Source organism: Xenorhabdus sp. BG5 (assembly GCF_015163665.1).
Classification (GTDB): Bacteria; Pseudomonadota; Gammaproteobacteria; order Enterobacterales; family Enterobacteriaceae; genus Xenorhabdus.
This window is the reverse complement of sequence record NZ_JADEUG010000009.1, coordinates 61,763-84,786: the sequence shown is the minus strand read 5'-3', so window position 1 is coordinate 84,786 and position 23,024 is coordinate 61,763. Positions and strand designations below refer to the sequence as shown.

The window sequence follows — 23,024 nt, the reverse complement described above, 5'->3', positions numbered from 1 at the left end:
ACGCCAGTGCGTGCCAATACGGATAATCCCATCCGCAGGCAGAGAGACGAAAAAGCGCATTAATGCTAAACGGCGTTTAATTGAAACCGTCATTGGTCAACTCGCTGGGCAATTTGCTATCGAAATGTGCTGGGCACGGGATTTATGGCATTTGAGTAATCGAATAGCGAGAAAACTTCTTTCTCACACCTTGGGAATTTTTGCCAATTTTCAACAAGGTAAAAGTCAACGCGACTGGCTTCAACAAGCCAACGTTATAGGATGTCAAAGTTGAGCATCGCGTTACTATATGAAATTTTTTATCAACCATTTGAGTGCGTTAGGGGAATTAAAATCGATTTCAGGCATTTTGATGATGGCTAACGGGCGGTTTTGGTGGATAAACTCGCCCGTTTAAATTTTTACCTAAATTGTAGCAGTGTTACAACATTGCAGCATCATTCTCTATCCAATAAAAACGGATGAAAAATGATACTTAACATAATCAAATCAGTCCGTGTACCAAAATTACCCCAATACATAAAGGTCCGACATATCGCCATATAAACCGTAAACACTGACGCTTCCGTAATGACATATTATCCGGTATTAGTGCATTGACCTTATGGGACCAGCCAAATGCGAGACAAATGATAATGCCGAACAATGGCATTAGAACGTTGGACGTAATGAAGTCCAGCATGTCGAAGATGGTTTTTCCACCTAATGTAATATCACTTAGAGGTCCAAAAGATAAGGAAACAGGGATCCCCATTAACATAATCGATGCCGTCACTCTTAAACTTGCTTTACGACGTGACCATTTAAAGCGCGATTGGCAATAGGCAACAATGTGCTCAAGTAATGAAATTGCTGAGGTCAGTGCCGCCATTAATAACAATAAAAAGAAAGTCACTGCCAAGATTGAACCACCCGGAAGGCTGGCGAAATAAATTGGCATTGTCATAAACGTTAAGCCAGGCCCTGCATTGGGTTTTAAACCAGCAGCTGCCAAAGCAGGAAAAATCATCAGGCCAGCCAATACGCAAACCAGACAGGAAAGGATGACAACCCAGATACTCGATCTACTAATACCTTTATTATTCGGTAAATAGGAGCTGTACGTAATATGAATACCTAATCCGATAGACAGTGAAAAAAATGCCAACCCTAAAGCATCTAAAACACCTTTTCCGGTCAAACTATTAAAATCTGGGTATAAGAATAATTTTAGCCCTTCTGATGAACCGGGTAAGCGGATGCCGATAATAATTAACACTATCATGATAAAAAACAATAACGGCATCATGACCTTAACTGATTTTTCCAACCCTTTTTGCACACCGGATAATACCACGAAACAAGTTAGCCCTGAAAATACCAGATGTGCGATTATCGGCCACCACGGATTGCTGATGAAATTGGTGAAAATAGATGTCAGTTGAGAGATGTCCGTAATATTCAACTTTCCCGTAGCCGCCATGACGGTGTAGCCTATGGTCCAACCGCCGACAACACTGTAGAAACTATAGATACACCATGAACTGAATATGCCGATAAAGCCAACCCATCCCCAGTGTTTACCCAGTGTTTTTTTAAACGCATTAACGGCGACTTCACTCGTACTACTTCCTAGCATGTTTTCGGCTAATAGAATTGCCAATCCAATCACAAAGCTAAACAATAAGAATACAATCAGAAATGCGCCACCACCATTTGTGGCTGCAACATATGAGAATTTCCAGATGGCACCAATGCCAACGGCAGATCCGGTTGCTGCTAATATGTGCCCCAGACGGGATGTCCATTGTTGACTCATGCTAACCCCCGAATAAATACAGTGTTAGCATATGTATCTGGCCCCATAGCTGTAAGCAAAAAACCAGCAGCAGGACGCCAAACATGCTCACCCGCTTGCAGGTCAACCATAGGCGGGATGATATTTCCTGTCCCGACGAATAGGGCAAAGGCCATACAGCTCAATGCCCAAATATCTTTAGATGATAAACGGTATGTCATAATAATTGTTAACTTATTGTATTAAAAATAATTGCGAATGTAATAGTAACTATCACAACCTCTTGAATTTCCATTGGCGAAACTGGATTCTGATTTAACAATCAGTGATAAGCATCATATTCACTGATATTCGCAAGATACAGAATGATAGTGGTAACATCAAAGATATTATCTTCGTTATAACCTAACGCATTAACAGAGAAGAGTTCGCTGAGCATATTTAATACCCCACGGCAAGACGCCAATCTTGGATCGGCATGGTCCATTTTTTGGAAGTCGCTTGAATCGCCAGCCACACAACTTCAGCAATCGCAATCGAGCTGACAGGCTGTGCTGTCGCCCCTGCTAAAAAACAACTCGAGGTACGGAAAATTAATACCTATATTTGGTATTACTGAAAATAGTTACACCAACATGAAGTGCAAATGAGACTCTTCAATTATGGCGTTAATTAAGAGAATAAAAATTAAAGGACATTAATAGAAAGGACATTCAAGAAAGGACATTAATAGAAATGGCATTTAATACACCACAAGAAAACCATAAAAAATATTCACCACACAAATATGGTGGAGCCAGCATTACTGACTCCACATATTTTATCGAATATTTACATCCCAACTGTCATCAGAATTGCCATCTAAAACCGACATTCATACTATTGTCCTGATGACTACTGGAGAGCAATCCACTATAGCCAAGCGTAAATGAGACGTTATTACTTGCACTCATCTCCGCATTAGCTTTTAACACCACACCATCACGAGAGGCAGGCACGCTACGAGTCACAAATGTTGTGTTGCTGCCACGGAACGATAATCCTGTTGCCCGTTCACGCTCACCGTATTGGTGTTGCCAACCTAATTCTCCATTTAGGGTAATTGAAGAACCCCATGCAGCCTGCCAGCTATGATTGGCACGCAATCCCAATGTGGAGAGAGTTGCTTCAGTATGTTGGCTGTTACCGTGAAGTGCGGCAGCAGCACCGTCTTCATTAATGCCTTCATTGCGGAAATTGATGTAAGCCAGGTTAATGAATGGCTCCAAATTCACAGCCTCTGTCGGCAGAAGGTAAGCAAGTTCAGCGGATAATTGTGCAGTTCGCCCACTGTACTTGGCATTCTCACTGTCACGCTGACTGTCATAGCTGATAAAGCGTTTGGTATCAATACGGTGCCACGTGAACCCGCTATTGGCACGCAAAACAAAGTCACCAAATTGACGATCACCATAAAGGGCAAGGTGATAGTTATTACTGTCAGCAGTAGCACTGTTACCGCCATCAAGGGAAGTACGGGTGTAACCCGTTGCGACACCAAGACGGCTGTATTCATCAATAAGCGCATCCGCACCAAGGAATAAACCATAGTTGGAAGCCTGATAACCCATCGCATTCGCTGTACCAGAAGCGTGGCTCCATGCACCAAGCAGCCGAACCCACGCACCGTTATTGTCTCCATGAATATCGGGCGAAGATGAACGGCCTTCAGCCTGACTCAAACGAGAATTCAAGGTATCACGTAAATAACGGCTGTCATTAACCAACTGAGACGCGATATCAGCGTGAATTTGCCCATCAAGCTGACGGAACGCAGAGCGGGCTTGCTCCGCAGAACGAGTGGTTAAGATACTTTCGTAAACCGGATTACCCATGCCAAGGGTATCAGCGGCAACAGCCACTGCACGTTCATTTTGTGTCTTAGCAAAATCGACAAAAGCCGTTTCATTACGCCCAACATGGAGATTGACTTCATCAGGCTGATAAGACAATCCAGTGCCAAGGAAGAGATAATTTGGGACGACGCCATCAAAGCGACCATTGATATTCTGCTTCGCACTAAGAATAGTGTATTGCTGACCACTCAGGCTTCGCACATCTTCAAAAGAAAGTAAGTTAACCGTATTCTCAAGGGAAACGGTAACCTTTCCGCCATTGAGCTGTGCATTTCTTTCAACCTGAATTTTGTCACTGCGCCCATCGGAAGCGATTTCAACAGCGTAATGTGAACCGGGTTCAAAGGTCATTTTTTCGGTAACCTTAAGCGTACCCATAGAGTTACCGGGAGCTACCGTACCGCCACGCTGCACATTGAGCGCCCCTACCGTACCATTCCCACCAAGGGTGCCACTTTCCATTACTGAAACGCCAGAAGAGACACTACCGCTAACGTTCAGTAATCCCTGTTTGACCAGAGTTGGACCAGAATAGGTATTCTGGCCACTGAGAGTCAATGCACCTTTACCTTGTTTGATTAATCCACCATGACCACTGATGTCATTGCTCCATTGATCCTGAGCACACTGATCAGCATCACAGATGCGTTCAGTCAGTTTACCCTTATCGAGCACAGCGCCAACACCCGGAATATCAGCGATAAACTGCCCCTTGCCGTAGGCGACTCCGTCAGGATCTGGAATGCGGAATTTTTCAGGAATATCTTCTGCGGTATAGAACATGCCAGGGCCATTTATTGCTTTACCGAGGTTGATCAATCCCCAGCCGTAAAGCTCATCAATGCCCTTTTCTCCCATATCAGTCGCCGTAGTACGAAGCACGGAGGTGACTTGATCGCCGCTCATATAGGGGAAACGCTCCATCAATACCGCAATACTACCACCAGCATGTGGTGCAGCCATTGAAGTCCCTCTATAACTGTCATAACCGGTAGTAATATCATCGATTCCAGTTCCCTTAATAATTGAGCTATAGATCCCGCTACCGGGCGCACTAACGCAAAAACTGGCAGTATAACCACAGCGGGAGGAAAAATTGCTGATGGAATAAGGCTCGCTATTGGTCGTATTTGGATCTTGTTGCAAGCTCGCGACTGTCAACCAGTTTGGTGCAATCTCTGGCACAAACCAGGCCAGGCCCGCGATAGCATCTGGATTACTGTAGTTATTACTATTGCCCGCAGCAAAAATTGTCACAATACCGCTGCGGGCAGCATCAATTGCGCCTTGATATGCCCCACCAGGTTTAGTGCCTAAAATCGGTTTGATTTCATCAAACTGCTGCTGGGCTTCTGCTAAGGTAAAATGGGCTGCATTCGGATCTTTCCCGCCTCTCTCAAGCTCCCTATCAATACCAATCCCCCAGCTATTGTTAATGATACGAGCGCCGCTGTCTCTCAGTGCATTCCAACCCGCCTGGTAAACACCACCATCATTACCTAAGATAATGCCATCTTCAGGGCCGGGATCGCCGTTATCCGCAGTGAGTATTTGGGCGTTATAGGCCACGCCATGCATCTCTCTGCCATCTCGGTCAGCCGCCGCTATACCTGCAACATGGACACCATGTGTTCCTAGCCTCCCGTACCTATCCACGGACGGCGTGCCATCATAAATAAATGAATCACCTTTCTTCACCGGAATATAGGGATCGGTATATTCACGTATCCCAGAAGTCACTAAATTGGTGACCTTATCTTTTCCCATAAACTCAGGATGCTTGGCATAAACTGCCTGATCAAATATACCTAATTTGATCCCTTTACCGGTATAGCCTCTGGCATAGGCTTCATCAGCGTGAATTGCACTCAGCCCCCATTGGGCCGAAAACTCACTGGAACGCCAACTGGCAGGATTGCCAATCCGTCCTTTTTCAACATAATTTTCTGCATAGGCACCTGCGCTGGCCGCAGCCAAACAGCAAGCTATAGCGTGATAAAGCACTCGTGGTTGGGTTTTGACTGATAAACGCGTGGAAGTCAGGGGGCTCCAAGGTATTCTGTATCTCTTATTCATTTTAGTCACCATCCATTGTTGATTTGCAAAAATACCAGCTCTTATGTTTTTTTATAAAATGCCACATTTAATTAGCCTTTATATTCACAAATTCCAACAGCACCATAACACTCCATGTTATGGCGTTATTTTGATACATTGAAATCGTTCTGTATTTCCGTTATACCCAATGAATTTCAAGTTGCAGCTTGCAAATCAATGTGATTGTTGACATCTCCCCGCTACGCGGGGAGATGTCAGACGCATCTTGAAAGACGATGGGTATAACCCTAGTTTCAATTAATTATCATCTTGCTGGAGCCCCTGTTCTAAGGTGCTTGTTTCTCTGTCACGCAGAGTAGAATGACGTAAAGGTTTTACTACTGCTGCAAGCAACAAGCAGGTAAGTGCAGCAAAAGTGCCAAACGAAAAAGCGGTGATTACTGGTGATAACAAACGGCCCATAAAACCTAATCCCAATGCCCCCAAAGAATCGCCAGTAACATCTTGAGCAGTGACAAAACTGTTCACTCGCCCCAATAAATGATCCGGTGTATGACTCTGAACAAGGGTAAATTGCAGCAAGGATGCAAATGCATTCAAATATCCATAACAAACCAACACAAGTAATGCCAGAACGATATTGGTCACGATCCCTAGCATGGATAACGTGATAAAGGAGCACAGAGCACATATAACAAGCAGAACACCAGGCCGAGCACTTCGTCCTATCCAGCCGCTGGTAAAAGCGCCGATCATGGCTCCCAGAGGAACAGCAGAATACATCAGCCCCGTTGCTGACGGCCCTTGGTGGTAGACTTCCTGAGATAAGGCAGGAAACAGAATACGCACGGCTCCTGCGATACTGATCATCATCCCTACCAATATGACACTGCCCACAATTTTATGCTGACAAACAAATTTCACTCCGCTTATCAACGCACTGATTGGATGCTCTTGCTTACTTGGTTGGGGCTTCATTTCAGGGAGCCTCATCAGGGGTAACAATGTGGCTAATGTACCGATGGCTGCCACGGCAAAGTTCCATCCTGGCCCACCAGCAACAATAATAATCCCTGCTAATGCCGGTGAAATAATGGCACCGATGCGAACAGTAATCATGCTCAAGGCGCCTGCCGCCGCCAGATTCTCCCGCCCGACTAAATTGGGGATGGCTGCCATTAATGCCGTCATCCCCAACGCACCAAAAAAACCATCCCAAACAGAAAGAAAATAGAGCATATACAGGGACGGAGAGTCCAGGAATGCGTTAACACTCAGAGCGACAAAACCGAGACCACAGGTGCCACGGGCAAACAAAATGAGTTTACGTCTATCATAACGATCAGCCAGTATTCCTCCTAAGATTAACCCGATGAACATACCGACTCCGTCCAGTGCAACCACAATTCCTACCTGTAAGGTAGATCCTGTCAGAAACTGCATTTGGACAGGCACACCAACCGTCAGCATCCCTAATGCAAAGACAGATAACATACGGGCAATAAAGATAGCGCGAAAATGGGCATTATTTTTAAGTAAACTAAAATCCAAAAAAATTGATGAAGTAGCCATAATGTTCCATACGGTTCGTTAAATACGATAAAGTCAATTGCTGCAAGCTTAAGTACGACGTTTTTTCAACATGTTATTGAGCAGCGGACCCCACTGTTTCAATGGACCTGGAGAAAGGATATCTGCATGTTCACAATCTTGCCGATAAATCCGTAAATGGCGAATCCAAGGAGCCCATGTCTCCTCGACATCCAACTCAGGCGGCAATGTTCGGGTAGCGACAAACAACGTAGCTTCGCCATCATATTTCTGGTTAACAGCGGATAATAAACTGCGGACAGCGTCTCGATAGTTAGCCACGATATCCTCAAACATGGCCTGCTTTTCCTTACGCAGTTGCGGATCATGTTCATCTTCTGTAGCCGCCATAAACTCAGCCTGTTCACGGGCAATTTCTTGTTTGGCTTCTTCTTCGCTTAACCCACCCCAATCCTGACCTTCTGGAGGATAAGCATCCAACAATCCCAAAAAAGCAACTTCCTCGCCTTCTTGCTGTAAACGGATAGCCATTCCCTGGGCCAACATTCCTCCCAGAGAATAACCCAGCAAGTAATAAGGCCCATGAGGTTGGATATTTCGTAAAGTCGCCAAATGGCGTGTACACATTGCGTCGAGACTGTCGCAGTCAGCAATGACACCGTGAGGACGAGGAGATTGTAAGCCGATAATCGGCCAGTCTCCCTCCAGATAACGCAAAAGCCCACTGTATTGCCAGGCAAAACCTGACGCTGGATGCACACAGAAGAGTGCTGGCCCCGTACCTTCCCTCAACGGTAAGACTTCACCTATTCCGCCGTTTTCGGCCGAATTTTTCTTCTGTTCATCCACCAGTAGTGCACTCAATTTTTCTACACTTCGCGCGACCATAATATGACCGACTGAAACACGGAGATTAAGGCGTCGATGTATTTCGGCTGCCAAACGCATTGCCAGCAACGAATGTCCTCCCAAAGCAAAGAAATCATCATCAGCCCAAACAATGTCGCACGCTAGAATTTCTGCGAACAACTTAGCTAGCTGACTTTCCAAACCCGCCTGCGGTAACCTGCCTGTTGTTAATTTCTCTGGCATCGGGAGTGCCTTGCGATTCAATTTTCCATTGGCACTCAGGGGAAATTTTTCCTGTATTACATAGCTGACCGGCAGCATATAAGCAGGCAATCGTTTCATCATTGCTTGTTGCAGTGCTGCAATATCCAATATCACACCTGATTGCGGGATCACCCAGGCAATTAGCTGACGCGCATCAACATTCTCAATTGCCTGATTTGACTGCCCCAACTCACGTGCAGCAACCGCGGCCTGAGCGACTTCTGGCTGTTCCAGTAACACTTGTTCAATTTCACCCAGTTCAATACGCTGACCACGTATTTTTAATTGATCGTCACTGCGTCCAAGGTATTCAACCTCACCGTTTTCTGACCAGCAGGCAATATCCCCCGTTCGGTACATCCGCTCACCCGATGTAAACGGATCGGCCACAAAACGGCTGGCTGTCAAATCAGCTCGATTCAGGTAGTTTGTGGCTAACTGAATCCCACTGAGATAAAGATCACCCGCCACCCCAATGGGAACAGGGCGCAACCAAGGATCTAAAATACGTAATTGGGTATTCCATACCGGCCGACCGATAGGGACACCAGCGCTACTGCAACGCTGCAATGCCTCACCAAACGCAGGTTGCCATGTCACATCCACCGCCGCCTCTGTTGGCCCATAAAGATTATGCAAAGGTGCAGTAATCAGCATTTGATAGCGATGTGCCAGTTCACAGGACAAGGCTTCTCCACTACAGAAAACACGTCTCAAGCTACGGCAGAAAGGGGCTTCTTGTTCTTGTAACGCGAAAGAATCAATGAAAGTTGCCAGCATTGATGGCACAAAATGCAATGTCGTGACGTGGTAATCATCAATCAGTTGCCGAAGGCGTGTGGGATCGCGATGCGCTTCCGGTGGTGCCATCATTAACTGAGCACCGGTCATCAACGGCCAGAAAAACTCCCATACAGAAACATCAAAACTACAGGGAGTTTTCTGCAATACCACATCATCTGTCGTCAATGAATAAGCATCCTGCATCCACAATAAACGGTTAACAATGGCTTGGTGGCTCACTACCACGCCTTTTGGCCGCCCTGTAGAGCCAGAGGTATAGATAATGTATGCCGCATGTTCAGGCGTCACATTGGCGGCAGGATGGATAGGCTTTTGTGTTTCATCTGCCAGCTTATCCAGCAGCAACAACGATGCCTGATGGACAAAACGTGCCTGATACTCACTTTCTGTAATCACTAATCGAGGTTGCGCATCTTCCAGCATGATGGTTAAGCGTTCATCAGGATAGCCGATATCAAGAGGCAGCCATGTCGCCCCTGCTTCCAGAATCGCCTGTAACGCCAGATTTAGCCGAACCGAACGTGATAATGCAACCCCAACAATGTCCCCTGCCTGTACACCCGCATCAATTAGACGATCAACCAACAGCCGAGTTTGAAGGCGCATTTGCTGGTAAGTCAGACGATGATGACAATCCAACAACGCCAGATCGTCAGGCGTTTTGCCTGCCTGCTCAATTACAGTCTGATGAAGTGTTTTGGCAGGAATATCATGATAAGTGTTATTAACTTCCTCAATTAGTGCGGCTTCATCGGCAGATTGTAAGCCCCACTCCCACAGCGCAACCTCTGGCCGTTCAATTAATTGTTGGAACAAGAACAATATGCGTTGAGCCAAATAATCAGGCTGTTTAACGCTTTCACGATATTCCATTAATAAACGCAGACGCTTACCCGGCAATACCAGTAACGTCAAAGGGTAATGGGTATAACCACGGTTATTGATATTTTGGCAGATGATGCCTGCAATATTCTCGTTATTCCCTTTGTCCTGTTCCACATCAGGGTAATTTTCAACCACCAATAAAGTATCAAAAAGCGTGCCAGTATCTGCAATTCGCTGAATCTCGCCCAGACCAATATTGTCATGTTCAATCAATTGGATCTGTTGTGCCTGTAGCTGTTCTAGTTGAGGTAACAGTGGTTGCTCCATATCCAAAATAACGCGAACGGGTAAGGTGTTACTAAACAGTCCGACATGCTGATCCAACCCGTCAATCTGCCCAAACCGTCCCGATACAGGAGAGCCGAAAACAACATCAGATGAGCCGCTTTGTATACTCAATAGCAACGCCCAAATGCCTTGCATCAGCGTATTGAGCGTTAAACCACGTTGCTGACACAAGTCAGTCAATGCCTGTTCCATTTCTGGTGCGAGTAATATCTCAAGCTCTTTAACCTCGCCAACATGGCGTTGTTCACCGAATAAACATGTTGGTTGAACACCGTTCAATACCTGTTGCCAACATTGACGGGAAGGCTCCGTCTCACGCGCCAATAATTGCTGAACTACGTCTTGATAACGTAACTCAGGTTTGTGCAAGGCTTGCTCTCCTTGATTCAACAAAGTCAAAAGGTCCCGAACCAGAATAGGCGTTGACCAACCATCAACGATCAGATGATGAGCATTTAGCAATAGCGTATGGCGTAAGCTTTTACCGTGACGTACCAGCAATGCATGTAACATCGCTGCTGGTTGTTGAAAGAGGTTCCGCGTGAGTTCTGCTTTTTCCAGTTCTTGTAACGCTGCTTCTTCCTCTTCCACTGTCAACTCAGGCAGTTGATGGAAATCAACTGTCCAATAATCTTTGTCATCAAAAATGATGGGGATCAATTGCAGTGGAGAGAGGTATTGTTCAGTATCAAATTTCGCAGCAATCTGAGGATGAAGCCGAACTAAAACTGACAGAGCCTGACGTAACTCAGTAACAGACAATGACCCGAACAGGGAAAGACGTGTCAATGAGTTATAGCTACCCTGCGCGGTCGCTGTCTGTGCATGGAATAATAACCCCTGTTGTAGTGGTAGTAACGGTAATACGGCAGATAGTGGACCATAACGCTCAGTCAATTGAGTGAGATCGTTCTCCTCGATATCTGATAGCCCCGTTTCTGCGGCGACTAACGTTGCTATAGCTTGTAAAGGCTGCTGTCTGGCAAATTGGATTAAACAATCAGCCGCACACGCCATGCCGCGATGTAATTCCGCAATATCTTGGTGACTGAAAATACCATCAACCCATTGCCAATTAATCACCAACTGTGGCATGTTGCCCTGCTCATCCACAAACAAATTAATTTCCAAGCTATGGCTTAGAGACATTGCGGGATCTTGATAAACCGCAAAAGCATCCCGGAAAAGATTTTTAGTTCGTCGTGGGGCCCATAAGTGATCTGTCTCGACAAAGCGCCCCAGATAATTAAATAAGATCTCTGGTGTCTCTTGCGTTGCCAGTATTTCCCGCCCTGTTTGATCAAGGTAGCGTAGTAAGCCATAACCGACCCCCCGATCGGGCACTGCACGTAGAACGCTTTTCACTGCCCTGACTATTTCCGCAGGTTGGTGTTCTCCTGTTAGCGGTAAATTGACCACTATTGGATATTCAGCGGTTAACCAGCCAACAGTGCGGGCTAAATCGCCTGTTTGATCGAATTCAATGCGGCCATGAGATTCTAACTGGAAGCGTAACTTATTGACGTTAAAACGACGATAACAAGCCATTGCCAACATTGTTAATAAAATTTCTTCAATATTCGCGTGGTATTGCTTTGGCAATATCCCTAATAATGCGGCCGTTTGTTCGCCACTCAATAATGTTCGCTGCTTGCAGGAGGTCATTTGGCGATCCCGCTGTATATCCAGCGAACGCTGCCCTAAAAGGGGTGTTTTTTCATGTAGCATTTGTTGCCAAAAAGGCAATTCAGTTACACGTTGTGGCAGATTTTGGCGCAGATAATCATTCCAATCGTACAAAGTGTATTCTTCTGCCGGCAAAACTACGGGCTGACCGGCGATTGCTGCTTCTACGCCTTGACGTAACTCATCCAATACTATTCGCCACGAAACACCATCTGTTGCCAGATGGTGAATAACAAGCACTAATCCTTTAGACACACCGTTATGTTGTAATAAACAAGCATGGAATAATTGACCACTTGCAGGTTCCAAACGCATAACGGCATCGTGGAAAGCTTGCTCAGCACAAGCTTCAATATCTTCGCAATCTTGCCATAGGCTGTAATGAGCGGTTTTGGATAACGGAATAGACTCACCTACAATCAGCCGACCATCACGAGTCAATGCGCGCAGTACAGGGTGCGCTTGCTCTAAGGCCACCAATGCTTGTGATAAGTGTTGCGGCTGCAATTCTGCCGGAACATGTATAAATACACCGTGGACAAAACGGGTATTAATGCCATGAGACTCAGCAACCCAATGTAAAATAGGCAGGCTATCGATCGCCCCCTTCTGCATGCGTGTAGAAGCAGGTTTAACAATGGCAATAGGCGTCATCTTCAACGCCATGCGCACAGGTGTACGTTCACTGAAAATATCCCGTGGACGTAACTGCCAACCAAGGCGACGCAATTGCGTTCCCAGCGCCATCGCAGAAATACTGTCTCCCCCCAGCGCAAAAAAATCATCATCTGCACTGACTTCTTGCACACCTAACAAGCTGGAGAAAGCTTCACAAATGGATTTTTCCTGCTCACTTTCCGCTTTTCTGCCTACTGGCAATGGAAGTTGCTGTGGTTTGGGTAATGCATTACGGTCTATTTTGCCATTGATCGAAATAGGTAAGGTTGCCAATACCATCAAAAGGGAAGGCACCATGTAATCAGGCAGTTTCTTTGCCAGTGCCGCCAACAGCAGAACAGAGATATTAGGTAAAGCACGTTGTTGCTCATCAGGTACAGCACAATACCCCACCAACCGATATGTTGCGCCGATAGGTTCAGCAATCACAACCGCAGAACTGACTTCCGGCAAATCAACCAGAGCATTTTCTACTTCGCCTAATTCAACGCGAAAACCTCGTACTTTAACCTGATGATCCACGCGGCCAATAAATTCAAGTAATCCATCAGGGCGCCAACGCATAAGATCACCACTGCGATACATTACTTCGCCATGACGGAATGGGTTAGCGACAAAACGTGTTGCCGTCATCCCTGGGCGATGCAAATACCCACGGGCGATACCTGCGCCAGAGAGATACAATTCTCCCGCTGCACCTATTGGCACGGGTTGTAAGTAACGGTCTAAAAGCCAGATATCGGTATTAGCAACTGGACGTCCAATCACCGGTTGATCGGCCAGCCGAATACTGCTTCCCAGCGTATCAATCGTATATTCTGAGGGGCCATAATAGTTGTGGATATCCATTTGCGGCTGCTGTTTGAGTAATTCCCATAACCGTGGCGTAGCAGCCTCACCACCAATCATAATAAAGGCAGGTTGGTGATTACCTTTTTCCAACAACCCACTATCGATAAGTTGGATCAAAAAGGAAGGCGTAATATCCATGATATCAATCGGTAGCAGATTCATCTGCTGTACCACGCCCCACGCATCCCGCCTCAGTTCCTCATCAAAAATATAGAGTTCACTGCCTAAGATCATACAAAACAGTGGCTCCCAAGAGGAATCAAAGGAGAAAGACGCAGTATGCCCTGCGCGTGCTCGTCGGCCATGTTGCCGATAAAAATTCTCAATGGCAGGCCCAAATAAATGCGTTGCATGGGAAGTTAATAAGTTCAGCAATCCGCCATGTGTGCTCATCACCCCTTTTGGCTTACCGGTAGATCCTGAAGTGTAGATCATGTAAGCCAAGTGTTCACCGCGCAGTTTTTCGCGGCGTTCTTCGTCTGTGACGGGTAACGGGGATAAACGGGAACACTGCGTCGCTATCTGCGGATCATCCAGACAGATGGCTTTAAACGTTTCGGGCATTTGTTCCCGTGTAGTCAAGTGAGTGATCAGCAAGGCTGGCTGAACATCGTCACACATTAACTGCAAACGTTCCTGCGGATAATCGAGATCAAGGGGGATGTAAGCTGCACCGCTGGCCAAGACGCCTAAAATAGCAATAATTGAATCCACTGAACGAGGAATGCCAATGGCAACTACATCCTCAGCCCCCATTCCCTGTAATAGCAAGAAACGTGCAAGTTGCATCACTTTTACCATCAATTGATGGTAAGTCAGCTGTTCATTGTGACAACGTATCGCGATAGCATCAGGCTGCTGTTCAACCTGTTGCAAAAAGAGATCCAGTACAGAAACACTATCTACAGACGGCTGAGTTCTCGGCCCGCATGACCAGCTATCAAGCCGTTGCTGTTCTGGTGGTGGAATCAGTGGGATGAAGGCTATAGATTGCTGCGGCTGCATAATCAATTGATTCAACAAATAGCTGATCCGTTCACCATGCCACTGGAGTGTTTGTTCACTGTACTTGTTTCGATTCGCAATCAGCGTCAGATGAAGCTGATCATCATAACAACATAATTCAAACTCTAAATCATCTACTGGCCCCATCGCGAGTGTATGCGTCTTGATGGATTTTCCGTCTAGTTTCAATGCCTCATTATAGATTTTGTAATTGAAAACAGGCCCATAAAGCGCATTGTTGCTACCGGATAATCCCAGATCACAACGCAGTTGTTCGGCTTCATATCGCTGGTAACGACGCACTTGCTTCATTTCATCCACAAACGCTTTTGCGACTTCTGCCAGGGACATCCTGTCTTGCAATTTTATTTGCAGCGGTAAGAGATTGACCACGGGGCCGAGGGCACAAAGCGCTTGTGATCCCAGACGCCGCATAAAAGGAAAACCAATCGACAGATGTTTTTCTCCACTCATGCGAGAGAAATAGAGACAGAGTGCAGCCATCACAATTTCAGCTGGCTGGAATTGCCGCAATAAATCATCCTCCCTTACTGAAACAAACTGAGTAAGTGGAAAATGACAATGATAATGCAGAGGTAACACATTGTTATTATTAACAATATTTTCAGTGGAAAGTGAAACAGCAACACCTCGTTCACGGGTATGCTTTCGCCAGAACGTAGCTGACTCTGCTTTTGCAGAGGATTGCTCCCAGCTCTGATACTCTTTGACGACTAATTCAAAGGAACAAAAAGGATTTTCAGTTGGCTGGCGACCTGCGCTGAATGCATTATAGATATCAATAATGCGTCGAGTCAGAGCATCAAAACTGAAGCCATCCAACATAAGATGGTGAAAACGCTGATACCAGTACCAGCGCTCTGGTTGAGCATCAACCTGCATGATCACTTGCCGATATAGAGGACGTTCTCCATCGGCGGGTAACTCAGCAGCCAGATCTGTTCGCATTAATTCCTGTGATCGACTTTCTCCCTTTTCGCTTTGTCCATGAGAGAAATCAAACCACTCAGGAGCAATTACTTGCTGTGCATTACAGAAGGCAGGAATTTGCTGTACAGGCTCTCCCTCTTCATTAACAAAATAGCGCGCGTGAATGGTATCAGCCTCAGCCAATCCCTGGCGAATAGCGGCATCAAATAGGGCGCGATCCAGTCTCCCATTAATTTCAATATAATGCGCAATGGTGAACACATTACGGCGGTTGGCAAGTTGATCAGCCACCCAAATTCCAGGCTGAGCAGCGACGAGTGGCAACGTTAAATCGACTGACTTAATTTCAGTACATGGCAATACATTGGGCACGTTTAATTTCCTTTCTTATCGACAGGTTAAGCCATCAGCATTATCAGTTTGATTTATCTGTGGTTCGCGCAGATGGTTGACGTGGTTCGAAATTGCGCAGACTAGCCGGACGCATATCCACCCAATGCTCTTCTATGTATGCGATACAGGCGGCCCGTGAATCTGGGCCAATAACCCGCTCCCAGCCGGCGGGTTGTGCGGCAAAAATCGGCCAAAGGCTATATTGTTGTTGATTGTTTATCAGTACATAAAAAGTGGCTTCGTCATCATCAAAAGGATTCTTTTGTTCCAAATTCATTTTTAATTCTCATCAATTCTTAGATTTCAATCATCGGTTTGTCGTATTATTTTTTAGCCAGTAACCAACTAAGGCCATCAAATAACCCACCGCGCCAGCACAACACATCATGCCCACCATTAAACACGCGATAATTCACGTTGTGCCCTGCCCCTTGCAACGCGGCATGCATTTGATCATTGACAAAATGGATATCTGCTTCACGGGAACCCGCTTCCTGAAAGATTTTTAATGACGAAGGAATAACTTTTTGCCCAAGAACCTGCTGTGTCAGCCAACCGGGTTTATGGTCAGAAGATGGCATAAACTGTCGAACAATTTTGCTATCAGGCCACCAGAAAGAGCCTGATTGTGTGAGAACACAGCCAAAACGGTGTGGCCAATGGAGTGCGGCATACACTGCCGCCAGCCCACCGTAACTCTGCCCTGCGATCACTGTTTGTTCAGGATCATCGCTAAAAGCTGCATACTGTGCGACAAGTGGCAATAATTCATCCTGAATCGCTTGCCAAAAATCTGGATTGCAGGGAAGTTCCCGCTCTCGATGCGGCATATCAATAACATCAATCAATAGCCAAACCGCTTCTGGTATCTGCCGTTTTTCAGTTGCTACATCAATCACCGGAAAAACCGGTATTCTCTCCGCCCAAGTCAACCCATCCAACAGAATGATGAGAGGGCGAGGATGAGCGGTTTCTTCCCCCGAGGAATAAAGCCAAACACGCCTTTGATTGTTAAGTCGATCACTGTGCCAATGCAAAAGCAAAGGCTCTCGTTTATCTGGCTGCGCAGTATGATGTGGGCTGATTTCATCAATTAATGACCATGCGGTCTGTGCAGGAGCATGAGGCATATGAATCGCCGATAAAGGCAAACCAAGCCCATTACGATGACATCCCCGTGAATTCAAAGGATCTGAAATAGATAATGGAAAAAGTGAAATCCACCATTTACGTTGCTGTTGATTACGCTGCTTAATTTCATCGGAAAATGGGGGGGGCAAATGTACGTCAGTAACCGGTATAAATCGATAACTTCCTCTCCAGTTATCTTCAAGATTCACTGACCAATACCAGATATCCGTCTCAGGCAATCGTTGTAGGCTCTGTGGTTGCGGACGGTGGTGATCTGTGATGCCATTGATATCGATGTAGACTTGGTGAAAAGGTGAATTTTGTTCGTCCCCATTAGGATCTCGCCAAAAGAAGGTTGTTTTAACTTGATGATTATTCGCAATTTCTATAATGGGTGTTCCCAAAATAGCAATATTTTTCCACCACAACTCACTGCCAACATGACGAGCAGATAATAAATCATCTGCCGTACCTGGTGGCTGAAATACTAACGTCATCCCTTTATCCCCTTCAAAAAAATCCGCTCACAAATGACATATCCATTTGATACACCACACCAGCAATGATCCTGGAAAATAAAAATGATTATCATTCACCAATCATATTGATAATGATTTTTGTTTGCAATATCATCCAATTTATTTTATTAATCTTAACCACTGGCTAACAGAGTTAATGGCGCATTATCAGGAGTAACGAGGCAGGAGGCCTTCACTATTCAGCTTAGCCATAATGGTGTCGCCTTAATTATTAATTTGATTTTTAAATAGTTATTTAAAAAATATCTATATTGAGAGATGAAATCTATGGTACTGCCTATCACGAATAAGACATTAAAAACCACAAAAAGAACAAGTAGAAACTATAACTATAATAAATTATTCTTATCGTTTACTTCTATCTTACTGTTAGCTCCTTATGCCTCAGCCAATCATGGGACTGCCAATAACAGTGAAGATACCTTAATCGTCACAGACAAGATGAAAGGGTATTCTGAAAAAAACGTTGTAGAATCAGACAGTGCCGCAGGCACCAAAAGCCTCACTCCGCTTATCAAGACTCCCCAGTCAATCAGTGTCATCAATCGCACACAAATGGAAGCACAAGGCGCAATGAGCGTTGCCGACACCCTGAATTATTCAAGTGGCGTTGTGACTAATTACCGCGGCTCTTCTAACCGTAATGACGAAGTGATTACCCGCGGTTTTCGTTACGCGCCTAAATTCCTTGATGGCTTGAGTTATGGTAATCAGCTCGATCCTTGGTTATTGGAACGTGTGGAGTTAGTGCATGGACCAGCATCTGTGCTATACGGTCAGGTCAGCCCTGGCGGCTTAATTAATATGACCAGCAAAAGGCCAACTGACCAACCTATCCACAAGGTACAGATGAAAGCGGGTAATCGGAGCCTGGGTGAATTGGCTTTTGATTTTGGCGGTGCTCTGGGGGATGACATTCCCATTCTTTATCGTTTAAATGGTGTACTCAGCACCCAAAAGCAGTTCGTCAAAGACTATAAAAAAGAGCGGATTGCCATCGCTCCTGCGCTAACATGGATACCCAACAATAATACGACGTTTACATTGTTGACCAGTTATCAGTACGATCCCAAGGCGGGATTCCGTAATTTCTACCCTAAAAAGGGCACCGTAACATCTGTTCCCAATGCAGGCTATATTCCCTACAAGATGAATCTCAGTGATCCTTCTTTTAATCAGTCCAGACGGGAACAATCCTCTATCGGCTATATTCTTGAACATGACATTGATGATGTCTTCTCTTTCCAACAAAACCTGCGTTATTCAAGAGCAAATGAGCGTTTTAAGCTTTTCGTTTATGTATCGGATGTAAAAAACCTACCAACCAGTATCCAACGCCGTCCACAGAGGGAATACAGCGAAACACAGTCATTTAATATGGATAATCAGCTTAAAGCCCAATTCTCAACCAGTAACATTGATCATAACGTCATCAGTGGAATCGATTACAAATGGGCGGATAGCCACAACAAAAGATGGAATAAAAGTGGTAGTCAATACGACTTTGATTGGTCAAATCCAGCTTGGGGTATTCCCGTCAATGAAAATGAGTTATCTCTTTCTTTAAATGACAAAAAGAAACTTTACCAGTTAGGTGCTTACGTACAAGATCAACTCAGTTGGGAAAACTGGAATTTAGTTCTGTCCGGGCGTTATGACTGGACTGAAACCAAGCAACGAAACATTATCAAAGGCCACTCAACAACACAGAAAGACCGCGCTTTTACAGGACGTGCCGGTTTATTGTATGCCTTTGATAACGGCATTTCGCCTTATATTAGTTACAGCACTTCCTTTGAACCTAATCTGTCTCAAGGGGCACCTGGTACACCAGCATTCAAACCCACAACAGGTGAACAAACTGAAATCGGTATTAAATTCCAGCCAAAAGATCACGATACCCTGTTAACACTTTCTCTGTTCGATATCACCCAGAAAAACGTAACCACCCGTAACCCAGTCACCCGCTTTAGCGAGCAAATTGGCAAGATTGGTTCAAAAGGAGCAGAAGCCGAAATTCATTCCCAACTCACGCCAGAAATTAACCTGATAGCAAGCTATACCTACACAGATACTAAAACTAAAGACGATAGCAATACCGCACGTATTGGCCAAAGAGTCCCTTCAGTGCCTGAACATGCAGCTTCTGCCTGGGGTAGTTATACTTTCACGCAAACGGCTCTGAAAGGATTTACCTTGGGAACAGGTGTACGCTATATCGGCTCGACTTCCGGTGATTATGAAGAAACATTCCACGTCAAGCCCTATACCCTCTATGACTTGATGGCGAAATACGATCTTGGCGAAGCCTCTCCACAATTAAAAGGTGCCAGTGTACAACTGAATGTGAATAACCTGACCAATAAACGTTATGTCGCTTCGTGCTCGAATGTAGAAGCCTGCTTCTATGGTAGCGGACGCAGTATCGTTGCCACAGTGGAATATACTTGGTAAGGCAAAACTCATTTACTCCAGTGGCATAAGGCAAAGCTTTTTGCCACTGTGAATTGCGTCTATCAACATTAATACGTATTAAATGACTTTTTTATTAACTGACTTTTTATTAACTGACTTTTTATTAAATAGTAACAGGGAAATATCGTGCTTAAGTTAACGACTGAATATCACACATCCGAATCATTGGATTTTAGTTGTGATGATTTTGTGTTCCTATCTTCAAATAAGAGCCTACATGCACGAGGACATTTTGCCGAAGTAACCACACCTGCCAATCATTATGATGATATTGATAATCGATTAAGTGACCATCTATCTCAATTATTCCTTCAAGCTGAACAAGCTGGAATTAAAAATCCTATTGCAGTCGGGGCAATCCCTTTTGATAAACGTCAACCTTCCGCCCTCTACATACCTTATGAATACCGTTGGCTGGAACGGGAAATCGCACATTTTTCCACTCGATCCTCTATGCCACCGTTACAAATACAGCAGTGGCATTTATGGCCGGAAAAAGAAGAATTTTGTCAGATGGTCTTACAAGCTGTTGACACCATCCATCATGGCTTACTTGATAAGGTCGTCCTTTCGCGTCTACTGGATATTGAATTTGATCGCAAGCCTGACTCTATCCAGCTTTTTACGCAACTTAACGCCCAAAACCCTTATAGCTACAACTTTCATATCCCACTAGAAAACAGCACGTTAATTGGTGCCAGTCCAGAACTTCTACTACGTAAACAGGGCAATACCCTTATTTCTCAACCACTGGCAGGTTCGTCACGCAGAAGTCACAATATCCTGGAAGACAATGCGTTACGCCAATCACTGCTACATTCAGCTAAAGATCACCATGAGCATCAATTAGTGATTGATGCGATCCGAACCGCACTCACTGAACATTGTACTGAATTGATGATCCCAGACTCTCCTGCAATATTCAGCACCCCTTTACTTTGGCACCTCGCGACAGAAATACGCGGCGAATTGCGCAATAAACACGCTAACGTCCTCTCCGTTGCTGGCTTACTCCATCCGACTCCAGCACTTTGTGGCACACCAAGAGAACGAGCCTACGAACTTATCGCTCAGCTCGAACCCTTCGAGCGCAACTATTTTGGCGGTATTGTCGGTTGGTGTGACGCCAAGGGTAATGGTGAATGGGTTATTACCATTCGTTGTGGTGAATTATTCGAAAACCATATTCGACTCTTTGCCGGAGCAGGCATCGTTGCTGATTCACAACCTCATGCTGAATGGCAAGAAACAGGGGTGAAACTTGGCACTATGCTACAAGCTCTAGGATTATCTGACAGTAAGGAACGTGTGTTATGAGTATTGAGTTTAATCGCTGGCCTGAAACCTTATCACAACGCTATCGCCAGCGCGGCTATTGGCTTGATCTTCCCCTTTGCGACATACTCAAGCGTCATGCTGACAACGAAAATATCGCTCTGATTTGCTCATCTCAACAATATACTTATCGCCAACTCAATCAACTCGTGGATAATCTGGCCGCTTCCCTTAAGTGCCGTGGTGTTAAGCATGGACAAACCGCATTAGTGCAATTAGGGAATATTGCAGAATTTTATATCACCTTTTTTGCTTTGCTGCGTTTAGGCGTGGTTCCCGTCAATGCCCTATTCAGCCACCAGCGGAGTGAACTATTCGCTTATGCCGAGCAAATTAAACCGTCACTATTGATTGCAGACCGTAGCCATTCACTCTTTTCTGACAATGTATTTATTCACGAATTGCATACACATTACTCTTCACTGACACACCTATTTCTGCGGGGAGATAACGACAGCCCGATAGACCTAACAACATTGATTAATGAACAAGAAAACACGTTTATCGAGACGCCCACGCCAGCCGATGAAGTCGCTTTTTTCCAACTATCGGGCGGGAGTACGGGTACCCCAAAACTGATCCCCCGAACTCACAATGATTACTACTACAGCATTCGAGCCAGCGTTGATATCTGCCATTTTAATCCTCAAACACGCTATTTATGTGCCCTTCCTGCTGCACATAATTATCCAATGAGTTCACCAGGCGCATTAGGGGTTTTTTATGCTGGAGGCCAAGTGATTATGGCCAATGATCCCAGTGCATCAAGTTGCTTCCCGTTGATTGAACAATATCGGATTAACGTTGCTGCTTTAGTTCCTCCTGCGGTAAGCCTGTGGCTGGAAGCTATTGCTCTGACAGAGGATAAATCACCTCTGGACAGTCTGGCGTTATTGCAAGTAGGAGGTGCCCGCCTGAGTGAATCGCTGGCACGAAGGATACCTTCAGAATTAGGTTGTCAACTGCAACAGGTATTTGGCATGGCCGAAGGATTAGTTAACTACACACGTCTGGATGATGACCAACAAACTATTTTCACGACTCAAGGTCGCCCGATGAGTGATGATGATGAAGTGTGGATCTCCGACAGCCTGGGTAATCCACTACCTCTCGGTGTTGCTGGTTTGCTGATGACACGTGGGCCTTATACGTTCCGTGGATACTACCAAAGTCCTCAATATAACAATCAACTGTTTGATAAAAATGGGTTTTACTGTTCGGGTGATTTAGTTATTCAAACAGAAAAAGGTTATCTAAAAGTTGTGGGCAGGGAAAAAGATCAAATTAACCGTGGTGGCGAAAAGATTGCAGCAGAGGAAATAGAGAATTTACTGTTACGCCATCCACTGGTGATCCATGTAGCACTGATCGCCATCCCTGATTCAATCATGGGAGAAAAAAGCTGTGCCTTTGTCGTTACCCGCGAAGAGGTAAAATCATCCCTATTACGTCTTTTTTTACGCGAACAAGGTATCGCTGATTACAAACTTCCCGACCGCTTTGAAAACATGTCTTCCCTTCCCATGACACCTGTCGGAAAAATCGATAAACAAAAGTTACGTCACATCGCACACAGCACGTTAATCCATACTGCACCTTAACGTATCA

General features: G+C 45.2%; 11 protein-coding genes and 1 pseudogene. 4 read left to right on the top strand and 8 right to left on the bottom strand.

Translation table 11 applies throughout. From position 1 onward, the window contains the following. The first annotated feature begins 10 nt into the window (after window positions 1–10). Window positions 11–274, top strand: a complete 264-nt coding sequence (locus tag IQ209_RS18255) for a hypothetical protein (protein ID WP_228005753.1) — start codon at window positions 11–13, stop codon at window positions 272–274. A 210-nt stretch (window positions 275–484) separates the two neighbouring features. Here the strand turns inward: IQ209_RS18255 and IQ209_RS06935 are convergent, their stop codons facing one another. From IQ209_RS06935 to fes, 8 genes and pseudogenes are all read right to left on the bottom strand, one after another. Next, entirely contained in the window at window positions 485–1,798 is a 1,314-nt protein-coding gene (locus tag IQ209_RS06935; RefSeq protein ID WP_193850243.1) for a sodium-dependent transporter, read from the bottom strand. Window positions 1,799–1,839: 41 nt separating this feature from the next. Continuing rightward, window positions 1,840–1,998: pseudogene (locus IQ209_RS06930) on the bottom strand (branched-chain amino acid transport system II carrier protein); the annotation flags it as partial. A 101-nt stretch (window positions 1,999–2,099) separates the two neighbouring features. Further along, a complete protein-coding gene (locus tag IQ209_RS06925; protein ID WP_193850240.1) occupies window positions 2,100–2,294 on the bottom strand; it encodes a hypothetical protein in 195 nt (64 codons plus the stop codon). 331 nt (window positions 2,295–2,625) lie between these two features. After that, the gene (locus IQ209_RS06920) at window positions 2,626–5,748 is read right to left on the bottom strand and encodes an autotransporter outer membrane beta-barrel domain-containing protein (protein ID WP_193850238.1); all 3,123 of its coding nucleotides are present in this window, start codon (window positions 5,746–5,748) and stop codon (window positions 2,626–2,628) included. 279 nt (window positions 5,749–6,027) lie between these two features. Next, the gene (entS, locus tag IQ209_RS06915; RefSeq protein ID WP_193850236.1) at window positions 6,028–7,302 is read right to left on the bottom strand and encodes an enterobactin transporter EntS; all 1,275 of its coding nucleotides are present in this window, start codon (window positions 7,300–7,302) and stop codon (window positions 6,028–6,030) included. 48 nt (window positions 7,303–7,350) lie between these two features. Continuing rightward, window positions 7,351–15,915, bottom strand: a complete 8,565-nt coding sequence (locus IQ209_RS06910) for an amino acid adenylation domain-containing protein (RefSeq protein WP_339378925.1) — start codon at window positions 15,913–15,915, stop codon at window positions 7,351–7,353. A 43-nt stretch (window positions 15,916–15,958) separates the two neighbouring features. Beyond that, on the bottom strand, window positions 15,959–16,213 hold the full coding sequence (locus IQ209_RS06905; RefSeq protein ID WP_193850234.1) for an MbtH family protein: 255 nt from the start codon (window positions 16,211–16,213) through the stop codon (window positions 15,959–15,961). Window positions 16,214–16,259: 46 nt separating this feature from the next. Then, complete coding sequence (fes, locus tag IQ209_RS06900) at window positions 16,260–17,564, bottom strand: enterochelin esterase (RefSeq protein WP_193850232.1); 1,305 nt, start codon at window positions 17,562–17,564, stop codon at window positions 16,260–16,262. Between the two features lie 309 nt (window positions 17,565–17,873). Between fes and IQ209_RS06895 the strand changes: the two genes are divergently transcribed. The 3 genes from IQ209_RS06895 (at window position 17,874) to IQ209_RS06885 (ending at window position 23,017) form a co-directional block, all read left to right on the top strand. After that, window positions 17,874–20,060 (top strand): TonB-dependent siderophore receptor, encoded by a 2,187-nt coding sequence (locus IQ209_RS06895; protein ID WP_193850230.1) that lies wholly within the window; start codon window positions 17,874–17,876, stop codon window positions 20,058–20,060. A gap of 147 nt (window positions 20,061–20,207) precedes the next feature. Then, a complete protein-coding gene (locus IQ209_RS06890; protein ID WP_193850228.1) occupies window positions 20,208–21,398 on the top strand; it encodes an isochorismate synthase in 1,191 nt (396 codons plus the stop codon). Beyond that, window positions 21,395–23,017, top strand: a complete 1,623-nt coding sequence (locus IQ209_RS06885) for a (2,3-dihydroxybenzoyl)adenylate synthase (RefSeq protein ID WP_193850226.1) — start codon at window positions 21,395–21,397, stop codon at window positions 23,015–23,017. Before IQ209_RS06890 ends, IQ209_RS06885 begins: the two co-directional genes overlap by 4 nt. Window positions 23,018–23,024: the final 7 nt, after the last annotated feature.